The sequence below is a fragment of the Calditrichota bacterium genome, assembly GCA_014359355.1.
In the GTDB taxonomy this organism is placed as follows: domain Bacteria; phylum Zhuqueibacterota; class Zhuqueibacteria; order JANLFK01; family Oleimicrobiaceae; genus Oleimicrobium.
This window is the reverse complement of the sequence record JACIZP010000123.1, coordinates 1-16471: the sequence shown is the minus strand read 5'-3', so window position 1 is coordinate 16471 and position 16471 is coordinate 1. Positions and strand designations below refer to the sequence as shown.

Sequence of the window (16471 nt, the reverse complement as noted above, 5' to 3'; positions counted from 1 at the left end):
TCAGGAAGGGTATTGCCATTGGCGTCCTTGGTCTTCATGTAGCGGTAGGTCTTTTTGCAGGCCGGCCACACGAAGTTGAGAAAGTCTTGATCCCCCGTCTTGCGGTAGTAGGCATAAACCTGCTGGATGAACTTGCTGGGCATGTCCTGCCAGTCACCCCCATAACCGCTGAAGCGGAAGAAGGGGTCCTGCGCAGGCATGCCGGCGTCGTGCGGGGCCTTCCCCTCCGGGTCGTTGGCGATATAGTCGGCAAACCAGCGCAACACATCGCGCTCGATCTCTGGCCACAGCTCAAGATAGTGGCGGCATTCGTAGTGGCGCACGTCGAAAGTCTCGCACATGGGGTACGCCTGGCACTCCATGCAAAAGTACTTGTGGTCGTCAGCAGGCAGGGTGCCATAGGACGACTCGGCAGGGCGGGTGATGCAGCCGTTCTCCCAAAAGACCCCGCCGAACGTATCATAGTAGAGCTCATTGAGCGCTGCCTGCTTGAGCCATTCCGGGTAGTGAGGATTGTCGACGATCAGTCTCTGCCAGCGGTCGACCTCTGCCTCCCATTGCGCCACGTTTGCCAATGCCTCGCGGGCCACGGCAAAGGAATGGCCTATATCGGTGCCGAAATACTCCGTGTAGCGGCGGTACCATTCAGTCCCCTCGCCGAAACGGACGCGGGGGAAGTACCACGCAAGCACGAAGGGTACGGTGGCTTCGTCTCCGGGCGCCAGCTTCAGGCTCACTGCTACTGCTGCGGCAGAACCGGAGCCATCTAATGGCGCGCCACTGAGCGTGCCGTCTGCAAAATCGCCGTAGATGTCGGCGCCGGTTCCTGAGGCGTTCCAGGAGGGACAGACGCTCACCGTCCAGCCGGGCATTTGCCGGGTGGCGATGCACCATTCGCTTCCTTGGGTCACAGAAGTATTGAGCGGGCTTTCGGCGCTGAGCACCGCCGCGATGACCTCTTCTTCCGCCCGCAGCGCGGTGCGCAGACCGGTGCGCACCTCATCGGCATAGCCCGCATTGGGGAAGGTGAACATCAGCGCCAGTTCCAAGGTGTCGGCGCCGGGATTGGCTACCCGGAATTGGAAGACCCCCACCGGGAAGCTGGTCTCGCGGTAGTTGTGCGGAATGATGGGGGTAAACTGCTTCAAGGATAGGTCGACCCGCTGGCCGTAGAAGTCGAACCACGCCTGTGGGTAGAGGGCGTAGTAGCGCCCCTCGCCTCGGTTCAGGGCTGACCAGGCCGGCAAGAGCCCCTCGGTGGCGAGGCTGCGCACGCGCGCTGGTTGCCCTGGGACCTTCTCATAGAGGTGGAAGGCCCCTTGCGGCAAGAACTTTTCTTCGTGCACGCCGGTCTTGAACTCCCAGGGGCCGAAGGTGCCGCACAGATTGAACATAAAGTTGCCCGCACCCACGCCACCCAACGGCACGCCCCTCTTCGTCCTGCCTGTGGCGCCCCGGGGATAGTCGCCAAGCGGCCGGGACCACGCACACGACGGCACAGGCCACATGCTTCGCGGCGCGCGGGCGCGCGTGCCTGCCACCACTGCGGAAGGCGCGCTTTCGTTGCCGGAGGCGTCAACAGCCTTCACGAAGTAGTACCCGGTCACCCCCGGTGCGATGTCGTGGTCGACATGGGATAGCACGGGCGTGGGGGCCTTGATAAGGCCGCAGGTGCAGGCTTCGTAGGGACCGGTCAGCGCCAAGGCGCGGAACAGGCGGTAGCCTCTGACATCTGTCTCCAAATTGCGCCGCCACGTGACGCGAATTCCCTCTGGAACAGGGGAACACTCCACACCCTCAGGGGGAAGGGGCGGCAGGTCGTCGCGCATGGTCGGGGTGATGGCAATGGCGGCCATCTTCGCATAGTCGGCATCCACTGCGGGCACGGTGATGGTGATGCTCCCGCCTTCGGAGCAAGCTGTAAAGGAGGTGTCCAAGGCAACGTCGTGGCCCACCAACGCGAAGATGTCCAGGTTGTCCAAGAAGAGGATGTCGTTGATGGCGACGTCAAAGACGCGACTGCCGCGGGTTGTCCAGTAGAGCTCGCAAAGCTTGAGCGTGACCGAGTAGAGGCCACTGTCCAGGCCATCATAGCGGTAGGCGATATCGGAACCGTAGCGCTCCGTCTGATAAAGCGGGTCGTCATCGGTATTGGCGATGGCATGGGCAGTAGAAGCCACACCTACTCCCGGATTCAGGAAGCCCCAACTCCCTACGGCGTATCGGCGGTCAGGGTGCCAGACGTTGCCGGCCTGATCTACGTATGGCGAGGTGGAGCCACAGCGATGGCGTATTGCTGCCCCTGGCTGGCCGCACAATGGCGTCGCCAGCGCGGCGCCCAGGGAGAGAACTATGAGCACCTCACCAATCCTCGCGGAGCAGCATGTGCACACGTGGGGCGGCATGGCATCTCTACCTTCGTAGCACCAAAGGTGTCGACCGGCCGACGTCGCCGACCACCAATTGCCCAAAGTACAAGCCAGAGGCGAGTCGCTGATTCCCGGGGCCCGTGCCATCCCAGACCAGGGTCGTGTAACCTGCCGGCAGCGTGCCGTCCACTATTGTGGTCACCAGGCCACCGTTGACATTGAAGATGCGCAGCGCCACGCGTTCCGGCTGGAGCAAGAGAAAAGAGACTGCGGTGCGCTCGGCAAAGGGATTCGGGTGGCAGCGCGTCCAGCGCACCTTGTCCGTGACGCGCTCAAAGCCGCTTCCGTGGTCGGCGCCACTTTCTAAGAAATTGAAAACCAGCTGGCTAATGTTGAAGCCGCCCGCCACGACGCTCAGAACCACGGCGTGTTCCCCCGCCGGCAGAGAAGCGCGGCCGCAGTCCATGTCTGCCCACTGCTGCCAGCCACCGGTGGCAGGGACAGTCACCTTGCTGGTGATAGGCATGCCATCGAGGAGGAGTTCGAAGGCGCCGCCGGTACTGGGTGCCGCCACCCGTGCCTTCACTTCATAGTCGCCCGCAAGCAAGACCGTCACAGTATACCGCAGCCACTCGCCTGGTTCCACCCATCCCACACTGTAGGGCGGGCCTCCGGGATCGCTGCAGGGTTGGATGTCCACCCCGTCGTTGCGGTAGGCCCCACCGCTGTTCCAGCGCGGGCCCCCCGGTCCTCCGGTGTTCTGGTAGTCGCGGTCGTAGTAAGCAACACCCAGTGCCCCCAGGTCATAGTCCGCGCAGGCGATGGCCCCGGGGAGCGTGCGCGCGCGCAACGGGATAGCCCGCGTGTCGTGGTCGGGTCTGGTGAGCGCATCGTGGATGTCGGGGCGAAACCGGCAGCTGTCGATGTGCAGGCTGCGCGCCATGTCCATCAGGGCAACGGCTGCATACTCACGCGACGGCCTGCTGGCAGCTCCTGCCCAGTAGTCGAGTACCCGCTGGTAGAGCGGCGAAATCGGGGCTGAGTAGGGGGAAGTAGTCGTTTCCACCTTCTTGTGCGTCCACCAGCTCCAGCCGATGCCCTCGTCTTCCATCAAACGCAGACAGTCGCGCAGCCAGACGTTGGAGTTCTCGCCCGTCTCGCCAAGCCACAAGGGCACGTTGTACTGGCTGCGAAGCCGGAGATACGGGAGAATCGCCTCCCTGCTGTTTTCGTTCCAGTACTTGTGGAAAGCATAGGCCATGTTGCCGTCGAAAGGGGGAGTCAGCCCGGTAAAGTCGGTGCTGTACCAGTTGCCCTCGATGAACAGCAGGTGGTTGTTGTCCACTTCGCGGATGGCCTGAGCCAGCCGCATGTACAGCAGGCGCAGCTCGCTGCTCGCATGACCGGCCGGGAGCACTGGCTCGTTGAGAAGGTCGTATCCCCCGACCCACGGCTCGTCGGCATAGCGAGCAGCTATGGCCCGCCAGATGGCCACGGTCAGGTCCTGGTTGGCAGGGTCGGTCCAGAGGCGCGCCTCGACGCCGTCGCTGTCGCTGATGTTATCCTTGTTCTGCCCCCCGGGCGCGCAGTGCATGTCCAGAATAAGGTAGAGCGCGTGTTGCCTGCACCAGGCGACTACCTGGTCGAGGAGTGCAAAACCTTCCTCGCGAAACCGGTCATTTTCCCATAGCAGGCGGTAGTGAAACGGCAGGCGCACGGAGTTGAATCCCCAGGCGGCAATCTGAGCGATGTCCTTTTCGGTGACATAGTTTGCCCTGTACAGGCGGAAGAACTCCTCAGTTTGCGCCTCCCCAAGCAGTTCCGCGATGCGATCGCGAATGAAGGAGGGGGAGCCGAACCCCGGGATGTGCAGCTGGTAGCCCTCGGGGACAAGCCATCCGCCAAGGCCAAAACCACGCAGCAGCACTTCCTGCCCGGTGGCGTCGACGATCACCCGCCCTTTCTGACGGAGGAAAGAGCTGGCCGGCGCCGACCACACCAGCCAGAGAGTCACTGCCACGCCCATGAAAGTCCAACGGCGAACGCTTGGCACAGGACCTCCATACGGGGGAACTCTCGCCTTCTGCTGGTTTACAACATTTGGGCCAGGGCAATGGGAGGTGAAATGAGGTTGAAAATGTGGCAATTAACAGCACAGCCAGGAGCGAGCGAGAGGCAGGCGAGTTATCACCGTGATAACGGTTGTTATCTCCAAGAGAATGTCACTTCAACCCGAGCTCCTTGCAGAGGCGATGGAAGTTGGAGGGCGCCAATCCCAATTTCCGGGCGGCCAGCGCGTCTGAGGTGGTCTGACTGCGCACGAACCGCAGGTATTCGCGCCGGAATTGCCGCTCCATCTCGCGCAGCGGCATGATGTTCTGCCTATCCCAGGACCACGGCCGCGCCTCACGTTCGCCTTGCTGCAGGGCGGCGTGCAGTCCCAAGGCTGCCTGCACATCGCGGAGGGTGATGACGGGAGCGCCGTTGATCAAGAGACGTTGCAACACGTTCTGCAGTTCGCGCACATTGCCAGGCCAGCTGTGGGCCGTCAACGCCTGGAGGGCGGCTTGCTCCAGCTGCGGGACCGGCCGCCCCATGTCGGCGCTGAACCGCCGCAGGTAGTAGTCGACGAGCACGGGGATGTCTTCTGGGCGCTCCCGCAAGGGGGGCGCGGTGATGGACAGGACGTTGAGGCGATAGTAGAGGTCCTCGCGAAAGCGCCCCTCGCGCACCAGTCGCTCCAAGTCCTTGTTGGTGGCGGCAATTATGCGCACGTCCACTTTGTACCTGCCGGTTCGCCCGATCTTGTCGATCTCCCCCTCTTGGATCACGCGCAGCAGGGTGGATTGGGCCGCTAAGGGGATCTCGGTGATTTCGTCCAGAAAGAGGGAGCCCTTGTCCGCTACCTCGAAGAGCCCCTTCTTGCGCGCCGTCGCCCCGGTGAAAGAACCCTTTTCGTAGCCAAACAGCTCGCTCTCGATCAGCTGCTCCGGCAGGCTGCCGCAATTGACTGGCACGAAGGGCTCGCTCTTCCGGCGACTGAGGTAGTGAATGTTGGCGGCGATGAGCTCCTTGCCCGTGCCCGATTCCCCACGGAGCAAGACCACCGCGTCGGTCTCTGCATAGCGCCGTATGGCCTGGCGCAGCTCCATCATGGCGCGCGAGACCCCGACGATCTGCTTCCTGTCCAAAATCTCCTGGATGGTGTTTTGCAGACGGCTGTCGGCCCGGCGCCGCGCCTTCTCCAGCAGGCGCCTCTCGTAGGCATTGAAGATGCTCAGCACAAAGTCGGTGGGCTGATAGATGAACTCCTCGATGTCGTACGGGTACTTGGTGCAGTACCACATCGCCCCGGCTTCCAAAAGGCGATTGGCAAAGTCAAAGTCGGTCACGTTCGTGGTCATCTTGGTGATGACGATAATTTGCACGGTGGGGTCAACTTCTCGTAGCTTGCTCACCAGCGCCTCCCCCTTCAGACCGCCGGCAATCTGGTAGTCCATGATGACCACGTCGTAGTCGCCCCCCTGGCTGAGCAGCTCTACTGCCGCCTTGCCGTTGGACACGGTGTCGACAATCTGGATGCGCTCGGCTACCGGGCGCAAGGTGCGCTGAATGCGCCTGATGTCATAGTCCTCGTCCTCGATGAGGAGGACCCTAATCGGCTCGTGCGTGGGAAGTTTCATTTACTGCCTCGTGTGGTATGACGATGGTGAATTGACACCCGCCTTCGGGCAAGTTCTCCACGTCTATCGCCCAGCCACAGCGCTGCGTGCACAGCTCGTGGGCGATGTAGCAGCCGTAGCCGGAATTGCCCTGGTTGCTCTTGGTGGTCACGTTCTCCAAGAAGAGGCGGCGCACGCCTCGTTCGTCGGTTTCCAGCAGGTCCTGGCGCACGCCTGGGCCGTTGTCGGCAATGGTGAGCAGCGTTCGCTGCTGGTCGGCCTGATAGGTGGAACTCACCCGAATGACCAGATGGTCGTTGCCACTGTGGTCGATGGCATTCTGGAGCAAAGGTTCGATGATTTCCCAGACCACAAACTCGTTGATCGCCACCGGCGGCACGCGCTCGTCCAGGTCCAGCTCGATGCGAAACTGTTGCTGGCCCGAGGGAAGGCGCAAGAAGATGTTCTGCACCACAAAGCGCACCACATCGTTGACCGAGGTGCGGAATGCAGGATTCCGCACCGTGTGCAGCGGAGGCTCATACCACTTCATGTCGTAAATGACCCGGGAGATAAAGTTGGCGTACTTGCGCACCCGCTCGCGCACTTGCTCGATGTTCGCCGGGGAGAGCAGCTCCAAGTCCTCTTTGATGAAGCCCATGACCTTCTCTGCCTTGTGATGGGTGTGGTAGATGCGCTTCGCAAACAGGGCCTCTTTCTGGTAGTGCATGTGCTCGCGGATCTGCCGCTCTCGCTCTTGGAAGAGCAACTGCTGCGCCTCGTCCCTCTCCCGCACCGTGTAGGAGGAGATGTAGAACATGGCAAGAAAGCCGAGCAGGATGAGAGCAATGGAGATCAGACCGGTTTCGTTGTAACCCGCCAGAATCTCTGCACTCACCAAGTGGAACTGCGGGGTGCTGAGCATGTACAGAGCGCCGAAGTATTCACCTTTGGGCACGAGCGGCACGAAGACGTGAAAGTTCTGTCCGCCTTCCACACGGCTCAGGGTCTGCTCCGAGGAGATGAGCTGGGGCGCCAGCTCCTGATAGAGTTCCACCGCCCGGGGGTGCGGCCGGTCCGGCGGCAGCTGGGCACTGTGGCTGACTACGTACTCAAAGAGCACGTGCCCGTTATCGATGGGCACTACCCGGGGCCCATCAGAAACAAGAATGCACACCTCTTGTACATGCTGCTGGAGGAGTTGCTGGCTGAGGATGATGTTGAAGGCCTGCACGATCTTCTTGACGCTCGCCTCCTCAAGACGGCGGTTCTGCAACGCCGTCTCCAGCACCAACTCAAAGGCCGAGGCGGTCAAGTTCGCCTGGCGTTCGGCAAAATCGCGTTGGTACCACTCCTGGGTGTCGTAGAGGAACCCCTTGAGGGCCCGTTTTTGCGCTACCGTCGCGAAGAGTTGAAAGAGCACCAGAACGGCAAAGGCCACGGTGAGGTGACGCAACTGGAAGTGATACTTGCGCACCTTGGCGAGCAAGCGGTGGGGAGCGCCTGCCATTGTTCACCCCTCTTACTTGATGAGCACCTGTTTGCTGTTGATGTGCGATGTGGCCAGCCGCAACGCTTCTTGCACAGGGAGATCGTTGCGAATGGCCAGATGGGCGTAGTAGGCGATGATGTCGGAGATCTTCGTGTAGTCGACAAGGTAGGGGCGATGCACCCCCATGCGGAGCAGATCCCGGTAGAAGGCCAACTCCTCATGCTGCCTCATGAAGGCGCTGTCCGCGTACACGGCCTTGTTGATGGGGATGTAGCCGCCCTCCACGAAGAGCAGCTTCTGGTTTTCCTCGCGCAGACAGTACTTGGCGAAGGTCACGGCGGCCTCCGTCTTGGTGGAGTAACGGGGAATCATGAAATTCCAGCCGCCGTAGACAAAGGCCCGTCGCTGTCCGGCAAAGTGGGGCAAGGCGGCCAGGCGCAGGTAGCGGAACTTGCTGGTGTCCTTGACCGCATTCCGGTAGTGCTTCACAAAGCCGGGCCAGCCGCGGATAAACAGCGCGTCGTGCTCCAAGGCGTAGAGGTAGCCTTCGTATTCGTCGAACTTGGTCACTTCCATGGGCGCCATGTGGTAGCGATGCACCAGGTCTCTGAGGAGCTGGAGGCTGCGTGTCACTTCCGGACGGGTCAGGTCCACCGTATCGGCCGCGCCCAGGGTGGCGCCCTGCCCGGCCATGCCTTCGTACAGGCTGCACACAAGCCCCTCGTAGTTGTCGGCAGGGAAGATGTACAGAGGGTTGTGTATGCCCGCGGCATCGCAGCGGCGCTTGAGGGCGATGAGCTCCTCCCAGGTGATGGAGGAGCGGAGGGAGTCGAAGATAGCCGCCGCGCCGGGAATCTGCTGCAAGAGGTCCTGGCGATAGTACATGAGCCCTACATCCGTGTACAGGGGGATGGCCACAAGCTGGCCGTCCCAATAGCAGGATTGGAGGGCGTGATCGAGAATGGTGGCTCGGTCCTCGGCGCTGAAGAAATCCTCCAGTGGCTTGCACCAGCGGGCAAAACGCGGCACCCAGATGATGTCCACGGTGAAAATGTCGATGCGGCCGCTCTTGCTGCGCATGGTGCGCGCCAGGAGCTCCTTGCGCTCGTTGGTGCTGAACTTGGTGAAGGGGAGGTCGATGGGTACCACTTTGATCCTGCCCTGGTACTCGGCATTGAAGCGGTCGATGATGAGCTGGTGGGCGTGGGAGATGTTGTCGGCATAGTAGAGCGTGACTGGCCCCTCGCGCAGGGCGCGGTGGTCAGAGGTGGGGAGGAAGACAAACGCCGCAAGGACGATGGCCGCCAGGCCCAGGGAGAGGACAAGATAGCCGGAGGTGCGCAAGAGCTTTCCTCCTGCCGCAAGCAAGTCGTTGAGCGATACGGCCATGTGCTTGGTCCTCCGGCCATGTGGGACCACGCGCGCCACAAGGTCTTGTCCAAGAGCCGCAAGGACGGCCCTGGCTGCGCACTCGAAATATACAAACCTCTCCCCTGGGAGTCAAGACAATTTGTGGGGTCCTTTGGAGAGGCCAAAGCCTTTCCACCCTGGCGAGGTGCCTAAAAACATGTTCGCCGCTTCGCGCCCGCACGCGGCAAGGCTGTCGACCCCAGACACCGAGGAGCCGGCCGAGCAATTGTCCCAGGAATGTCCCGCTCGGCCATCGCCCGGGGCGCGCGCTTCCCCAAAGAAAAGACCAATTGACATTCCGGCAAATTTCTATTATATTTTCTCCGCCTTCAAGGGGGCTGAGGAGATAGCGAAAGGGACCAAGGTGACCTTAGCAGGCAAGCGACTCTTTCTTGTGGACGGATCCGCACTGGTCTTCCGCTCCTACTACGCGTTCATCCGCAACCCGCTGATCAATTCCAAGGGAGAGAACACCAGCGCGGTCTTTGGCGTGACGCGCTCCCTCCTCAAGATTGTGCAGGAGGAGCAACCCGACTACCTGGCTGTGGTCTTCGACCGGCCAGAGCCGACCTTCCGCCATCAGCTCTACGAGCAGTACAAGGCCACGCGCCAGGAGGCGCCAGCCGACCTCATCGAACAGCTGCCACGCGTGCGCGAGGTGGTGGAAGCACTGGGCATCCCCATCATCGAGAAACCGGGGTTCGAGGCAGACGACATCATCGGCACGCTCGCCAAGCGGGCCGAACAGCAGGGTCTGGAGACCTACGTGGTCAGCGGCGACAAGGACCTGCTGCAGCTCGTCTCACCGGCTATCAAGATCTACAATCCCCGGCGCGCCGGCGAATCCGTTGAGGTGTTGGACGCAGCGGGCGTCGAAGAGAAGCTCGGGGTGCCCCCACAGCGGGTGGTGGACTATCTTGCCCTAGCAGGCGACACCTCGGACAACGTGCCAGGAGTGCCGGGCATCGGGCCGAAAGGGGCGGCGGCGCTGCTCAAGGAGTTCGGGGACTTGGAAAACCTCGTGCGCAACGTCGAAAACATCAAGCGCGATGCCCTGCGCAGGGCCCTTGTGGAACATCAACAGGAGCTCGAGATCTCCAAGAAGCTGGTGACCATCGACTGCAACGTGGACATTGAGCTGACCTTCGACCAGTTAGCGCGACGGGAGCCTGATGCCGCCCGGCTGATGCGCCTGTTCCAGGAGTTGGAATTCGCCTCGCTGGCCGATCAGTTTGCCCAACGGGGTCAGCAGGCCGTCTCCTACCGCGCCCTCGTCACTCGGGAAGAGCTCGAGTGGCTCATCACCCAGCTCCGTGCCGCAGGCAAGTTCGCTCTTGACCTGGAAACCACCTCGCTGAACCCCATCGATGCCGAGATCGTCGGCCTCTCCTTTGCTTGGCGGGCAGGAGAGGCCTACTACGTCCCCGTACAGGCGCCGGCGCTTGACTTTACCCCTTGGGCTCCTGCGGCGGAGGTGCTGGCACTGCTCAAGCCCCTGCTTGAGGACCCTGGCGTCAAGAAGTGTGGCCAGAATGTCAAATTCGACATGGCGGTCCTCAAGATGGCTGGCGTGAGCCTCGCCGGCGTGGAGTTCGACAGCATGGTCGCCTCCTACCTCCTGAACCCTTCCGGCCGGCAGCACAACTTGGATTCGCTGGCGCTGGAGCATTTCGGCCACAAGAAGATCGCCATTAGCGAGCTCATCGGCTCGGGCAAGAAGCAGCGGAGCATGGCCGAGGTGCCTCTGGCGCAGATCGCCGAGTACGCGTGCGAGGACGCCGACTTTGCCTGGCGTCTGCAGGAAAAGTTAGCGCCGCAGCTGCGTGAGGCCGCTCTCTGGGAGCTGTTCGAGACCGTAGAGATGCCGCTGGTGCCGGTGCTCATGCAGATGGAACTGGACGGCGTGTCACTGGACGTGCCCTTCTTGGAGCAGATGTCCCGGGAGCTGAGCCGGCAGATGGACGGCCTCATGGCCCAGATCTACCAGCAGGCAGGGGAAGAGTTCAACATCAACTCAACCCAGCAGCTGGGCAGGATCCTTTTTGAGAAGCTGAAGCTCCGCAAGGTGCGGCGCACCAAGACCGGCTACTCCACCGACGTGGCCGTACTGGAAGAATTGGCCAAAGAGCACCCTCTGCCGCGCACCATCCTCGAGTACCGCCAGCTGGCCAAGCTCAAGTCCACCTACGTGGATGCGCTGCCCAAGTTGGTCAACCCGCGCACCGGACGCGTCCACACTTCGTTCAATCAGGCAGTGACCGCCACGGGACGCCTCTCCTCCTCGGATCCCAATCTGCAGAACATTCCCATTCGCACGGAGGTGGGCAGTCAGATCCGCAAGGCGTTCATCCCGAGGGACGACGACCACGTGATTTTGGACGCCGACTATTCGCAGATCGAGCTGCGCATCATGGCCCATCTGTCCGGCGACCCGCGTCTGCGCCAGGCCTTTGTCGATGGCGAAGATGTGCACCGGCGCACTGCCGCCCTGGTGTTCAAGCTGGATCCGGAGGAGGTCACTCCCGAGCACCGGCGGCGGGCCAAGGAGGTGAACTTTGGCATCATGTACGGAATGGGAGCATATGGTCTGTCGTCGCGCCTGGACATCCCCGTGGAAGAGGCCGAGGCCTTTATCGCCACCTACTTTGCCACCTACCCTGGCGTGCACCAGTACATCATGAAGACCCTGGAGCAGGCGCACCGTCAGGGTTACGTGACCACGCTCCTCAATCGCCGGCGGTACTTGCCGGAGATCAACAGCGACAATCGGCGGATGCGGGAATTTGCCGAGCGCACGGCCATCAACATGCCCATCCAGGGTTCCGCGGCGGACCTCATCAAGGTGGCGATGATCAACATCAGCCGGGCGCTGCGCCAGTCTGGGCTCAAGACCAAGATGATCTTGCAGGTGCACGATGAGCTCGTGTTCGAGGTGCCCAAGAACGAGGTGGAGCAGGTGCGCGAGCTGGTGCGGCACGAAATGGAGCACGCCATCACCATGGACGTGCCGATCAAGGTGGATATTGGGGTGGGCAGGAACTGGCTGGAGGCGCACTGAACCGCAGCACTCGGGGCGGCTGCCGAGAGGTTACAAGACACCCGTGAGGAGGGCAGGCTCGAGGCCCCCTGAACAAGAGCGCATGGGATCGGAGATGAGCGAAGGGAACGTCGGCGAACAGCGTGGGGACGAGGTGGTCCTGACCATCCCCAGCGACCCACGGATGCTGAAAATCGTGCGAGCAGGCGTTGGCCACCTGTGCGCCATCATGGGGTTTGCCAACGTGGAGAAGAACAGCGTGGTCCTGGCAGTGGACGAAGCGTGCTCGAACATCATCAAACACGCTTACGGCGGCGAAAACGGGCACCCCATTGAGATTCGGTGCCGCATGTTCCCGGACCGGCTGGAGGTGCACCTGCGGGACTATGGGAAAAAGGCGGACCTGCAAAGGCTGCAGGCGCCAGCCACAGACCGAGTGAGGCCTGGGGGCTTTGGGCTGCATCTGATCAGAACCGTCATGGACACCGTGGAGTACAGCAACGACCCTGTGCAGGGCAATCACTTGCTATTGGTGAAACTGAAACGCGACATTGAGGAGCGGAGTGGTGGAAGTAAGAGTTAGGCAGGAGGGTGGGGCGGACATTGTGGAGATAGCCGGCGAGGTGGACCTCTTTTCTTCGCCGGAGGTGCGCAAGGCACTCCTTTCGTTGGCCAAGAAGAGGTCTCCGGTGATCATCGTGGATCTTGCCAGAGTGAGCTACATGGACAGTTCTGGCTTGGCGACTCTGATCGAAGGACTGCAGATGACCGGCGCCCACCAGGGGAAATTCAAACTTGCCGCACCGCGCGAGGAGGTGCTGGAGGTGTTTGAGCTGACCCGGTTGGTGGATGTCTTTGAGATTCATGATAATGTGGCTCAGGCCTTGGCGAGCCTCAGACCAGGCGGCGATGGACGTGCTCAAGTCGACATGCGGTAGTGTCGGGCGAGTCAGCTTGCAGATGGCCGGCCATGCGGGAAGCATGGCTCTCCTCTGCGGGCGCACCTGCGCCCACATGCTCCTGGGAAGGGTGCGGCTGCGCCACACCACCGAGCAGTTCGTGCGCACCGGCGCCGATTCCGTGCCCATCGTGGCGGTGATGTGCTTTCTGGTGGGGCTGATTCTCGCCATGCAGGCCGCGTATCAATTAGAGCCGTTTGGGGCGACCATCTACGTGGCCGACCTACTGGCGGTCTCCATGACCAGGGAAATGGGTCCCATGCTCACCGCCATCATCGTCACCGGACGCAGTGGCTCGGCGATCGCTGCGGAACTCGGCACCATGAAGGTGTCGGAGGAGATCGACGCGCTGCGCACCATGGGCATCGATCCAATTCAGCTGCTGGTGGTACCCCGTACCTTAGCCCTCATGGTGGCCCTCCCTTGCCTGACGCTGATAGCGGATGCGGTGGGGATTGCCGGCGGCCTGGGCATCGCAGTGGCCGCGCTCAAACTCTCCGCCGTGCAATACCTCAAAGAGACCGCCGACGCCCTAGTCATGAAGGACCTGCTCACCGGCCTGGGGAAGAGTTTCTTCTTCGGCCTGATCATCGCCCAGGTGGGTAGCTACCAGGGCCTGAGAGTGAGCGGAGGCGCCGAAGGGGTGGGGCGAGCCACCACGACCTCGGTGGTAAGCTCGATCTTCTTGATCATCCTGGCCGACTTGGCATTCACCGCCTTGTTCTATTCCACACTGTGACGGTTGGCGACTGTGGCAGAGGTGGCAATACAGGTCTGCGACTTGGTGGCGCGCTACGATAGCCGCGTCATTCTGGACCACATCAATTTGGAAGTGCGCAAGGGCGAGACCATGGTCATTGTCGGTCGCTCCGGGTGCGGCAAGAGCACCTTGCTGCGCCACATGGTTGGCCTGGAGCAGCCGGCCAGCGGCCACGTGTACATCGATGGCATCGATATCACCAGCGCGGACGACAAGACCAGAAACGAGCTCCTCAGGAAGATGGGAGTCCTATTTCAGAGCGGGGCGTTGTTCAATTCCATGAGCATCGGCGACAACGTTGCCCTGCCGTTGCGCGAACACACCCGCCTGGAGGAGTCGACCATCCGCATCATGACGCGCATGAAGTTGGACGCCGTGGGGCTGGCCGGCTTCGAGCACTTTTGGCCGGCGCAGCTCTCCGGGGGCATGAAGAAGCGTGCCGCCTTGGCGCGCGCCATCGCCATGGACCCTGAGTACCTCTTCTGCGACGAGCCGTCGGCAGGCTTGGACCCGGTGGTGGCCATGGGCATCGACAAGCTTCTGCTGCGCCTAAAACGGGCCTTCAAGATGACCATGGTGGTGGTTACCCACGAGTTGGCCTCCATTTTCACCATTGCCGATCGCATCGCGATGATCGATGGGGGGCGGGTTATTGCTGTGGGCACGCCGGAAGAGCTGCGCGCCAGCCCGCATCGCCGGGTGCAGCAGTTCCTCAACCGGGAGGCCGATGAAGAGGAGCTTGACCCCAAGGCGTACCTTCGTGCCCTGACCGAAGAACCAGGAGAGATGGAATGACCTACCGCCGCAGCGAAGTGAAGGCCGGCCTTTTCGTCATCGTGAGTGTGCTGATCCTGCTGACGTTCATCATCGCCATCAGCGGCCTAGACTTTAAGCGGGATACGCATCGCTACCTGGCGCGCTTTCGGTACGTGGGTGGCATCACGCGGGGCTCGCTGGTGCGCGTCGGCGGCATGGAGGTCGGGCGGGTGACTGACCTGCGCATCCCTGCGGACGGCGACTCCCGGGTGGAAGTGGTGCTGGAGGTGCGCGGCGATGCGCCAATAAGAGTCGACTCGGAGGCGTTCATCACCACCATCGGGCTCATGGGTGCATTTTACGTGGAAATCACCTTAGGTTCGCCGGATGCGCCTCTGCTCCCGAGTGGCAGCACCCTCAAGAGCGTCGAGGTCACTGCTTTTGCGCAGATGTCCGGCAGTCTGGCCTCGGTGAGCGACCGGCTCAATGAGCTCGTGGCCAGACTCAACCGGTTGCTCGGGGAGCAGAACCAACAAGCCGTTGCCTCGTTGCTGCAGAACGCCAATGCCCTGCTCGGTCCGCAGGAGGGGGAGCTGCCGAGGCTATTGGCGAGGCTGAACGGCGTTGCGGAGCAACTGCAACAGGCAGCCGCTTCCTGGAACGAGACCATCACGGATAACGAACAGGCCGTTCGCCAGGCAGTGGTGCAACTGCCGCAGGTGCTGGCGCAGAGCATGGCGACACTGGCAAGCCTTGAGGCGGCCAGCTCGCATCTGGATGAACTGCTCATCGCCAACGGGGCGGAGTACGTGCAGATGCTGACGGACCTGCGAGCCACGGCGGCTAACTTGGAGGAGCTCTCGCGAACGCTGCGGGAGAGGCCGTGGTCCATCCTGCGCGCCTCGGGGCCGAAGGATCGCGAACTGCCTGACTGACCAGAACGAGGTTGGCTATGATGCGGACTGCAGTGGTGGCCGGGGTGCTCTTGGCAAGCGTGCTGGGGTGCGGACACGTGCCGCAGACCCACTACTATCTTTTCGATTATGAGCGTGCCTCCGTGCCTGGCCAGACTCTGCCGGTGATCATAGGGGTGGCAAGCGTGGAGGTGGTGCCGCCCTACGACCAGGAGCGGCTGGTCTTTCGCCGCTCGCGCCACGAGGTGGAGTTCTACCACTACCACCGCTGGGTGGAGAGCCCGGCGCAATTGGTGCGCAGGTGCCTCCTCCGCGATTTGGCGCACTCGCAGCGGTTCCGGGACGTCGTCCCTTTTCCTGGGCATGGCGCGGTTGACTATCTCCTGAGCGTGCGCGTCGAGCGGATGGAGGAGCGGGACGAAGGGCAGGCCTGGTTCTCCTGCCTGGAGCTGCAGTGCGAGCTGCGGCGGGCCAAGGGGCTGGAGCTGGTGCACGGCTGGCAGGTCGACGAGCGGGAGGCGGTAGCAGAGCGCTCGCCCGCCGGTGTGGTGCAGGCCCTTACCCGCTGCCTGGAGCGTGCCTCGGCGCGCATCATCCGCGAAACGACCGAGAAGCTCGCCAGCATGTGAAGGGGCATGCGGTGGGAAAACAGAGGGTACTTTCCTGTAAGCCGTGGCATCTTCTGGACACGCCGCAGAGGAGATGGTCGCCAGCGGTTCTGGCAATGTTGTTCACGTCCGGCGCGATGCTTTTGCTCCTCGTGGGGCCAGCTCTGGCCCCTTTTGTCCTTGAGTGGTGCGTATGGCTGAAGTGGCTGTGAGCAGGTTGACCTGTGGGCGGGCGGCTCGGCTTCTTGTCGGCGCGCTCATCTGCTTGTGGCTGGCCGGCCAGTGTGGGAAACGCCCTCTGCCGGAGACCACCATCGCGGAGGTCAATGGGGACGAGATTTCGGTGGCCGAGTTCGCGCGGGAATTCCTCTTCCGCCCACAGTTCCATCCGACGAGCAAGGGGAGCCAGGCGGTGCGCGAGCAGTACGCGCAAATGGTGGCAGAGCGCCTGTTGGCCCAGGAGGCACAGAGGCGCAAACTCCACCGCGACGAGCGGATCGCCAT

At 62.2% G+C, this 16471-nt stretch carries 13 protein-coding genes; 8 read left to right on the top strand and 5 right to left on the bottom strand.

The features are described from left to right. The 5 genes from H5U38_05190 to H5U38_05170 form a co-directional block, all read right to left on the bottom strand. A partial coding sequence (locus tag H5U38_05190; GenBank protein MBC7186415.1) for a hypothetical protein occupies window positions 1–2360 on the bottom strand: 2360 nt, incomplete at its 3' end. A gap of 52 nt (window positions 2361–2412) precedes the next feature. Beyond that, complete coding sequence (locus H5U38_05185) at window positions 2413–4422, bottom strand: cellulase family glycosylhydrolase (protein ID MBC7186414.1); 2010 nt, start codon at window positions 4420–4422, stop codon at window positions 2413–2415. A 169-nt stretch (window positions 4423–4591) separates the two neighbouring features. Then, window positions 4592–6052 carry a sigma-54-dependent Fis family transcriptional regulator gene (locus H5U38_05180; GenBank protein MBC7186413.1) on the bottom strand — a complete coding sequence of 487 codons (1461 nt, stop codon included), beginning with the start codon at window positions 6050–6052 and terminating at the stop codon, window positions 4592–4594. After that, on the bottom strand, window positions 6024–7541 hold the full coding sequence (locus H5U38_05175; GenBank protein ID MBC7186412.1) for a histidine kinase: 1518 nt from the start codon (window positions 7539–7541) through the stop codon (window positions 6024–6026). Before H5U38_05175 ends, H5U38_05180 begins: the two co-directional genes overlap by 29 nt. 12 nt (window positions 7542–7553) lie before the next feature. After that, window positions 7554–8912 (bottom strand): extracellular solute-binding protein, encoded by a 1359-nt coding sequence (locus H5U38_05170; protein ID MBC7186411.1) that lies wholly within the window; start codon window positions 8910–8912, stop codon window positions 7554–7556. Window positions 8913–9090: 178 nt separating this feature from the next. On the opposite strand from H5U38_05170, the gene polA reads away from it, so the two are divergent. The 8 genes from polA to H5U38_05130 all read left to right on the top strand — a co-directional run. After that, entirely contained in the window at window positions 9091–11991 is a 2901-nt protein-coding gene (gene polA, locus H5U38_05165; GenBank protein ID MBC7186410.1) for a DNA polymerase I, read from the top strand. Window positions 11992–12073: 82 nt separating this feature from the next. Then, window positions 12074–12553: an ATP-binding protein gene (locus tag H5U38_05160; GenBank protein MBC7186409.1), complete on the top strand. Its 480-nt coding sequence runs from the start codon at window positions 12074–12076 to the stop codon at window positions 12551–12553. Next, entirely contained in the window at window positions 12537–12908 is a 372-nt protein-coding gene (locus H5U38_05155; GenBank protein ID MBC7186408.1) for an STAS domain-containing protein, read from the top strand. The genes H5U38_05160 and H5U38_05155 overlap by 17 nt, the downstream gene beginning before the upstream one ends. Further along, window positions 12886–13668 (top strand): ABC transporter permease, encoded by a 783-nt coding sequence (locus tag H5U38_05150; protein ID MBC7186407.1) that lies wholly within the window; start codon window positions 12886–12888, stop codon window positions 13666–13668. Before H5U38_05155 ends, H5U38_05150 begins: the two co-directional genes overlap by 23 nt. 12 nt (window positions 13669–13680) lie before the next feature. After that, window positions 13681–14484 (top strand): ABC transporter ATP-binding protein, encoded by an 804-nt coding sequence (locus H5U38_05145; GenBank protein MBC7186406.1) that lies wholly within the window; start codon window positions 13681–13683, stop codon window positions 14482–14484. Then, window positions 14481–15380 (top strand): MCE family protein, encoded by a 900-nt coding sequence (locus H5U38_05140; protein MBC7186405.1) that lies wholly within the window; start codon window positions 14481–14483, stop codon window positions 15378–15380. The genes H5U38_05145 and H5U38_05140 overlap by 4 nt, the downstream gene beginning before the upstream one ends. 17 nt (window positions 15381–15397) lie before the next feature. Next, on the top strand, window positions 15398–15988 hold the full coding sequence (locus H5U38_05135) for a membrane integrity-associated transporter subunit PqiC (protein ID MBC7186404.1): 591 nt from the start codon (window positions 15398–15400) through the stop codon (window positions 15986–15988). Between the two features lie 172 nt (window positions 15989–16160). Continuing rightward, on the top strand, window positions 16161–16471 hold a 311-nt coding region (locus H5U38_05130), incomplete at its 3' end, for a hypothetical protein (protein MBC7186403.1).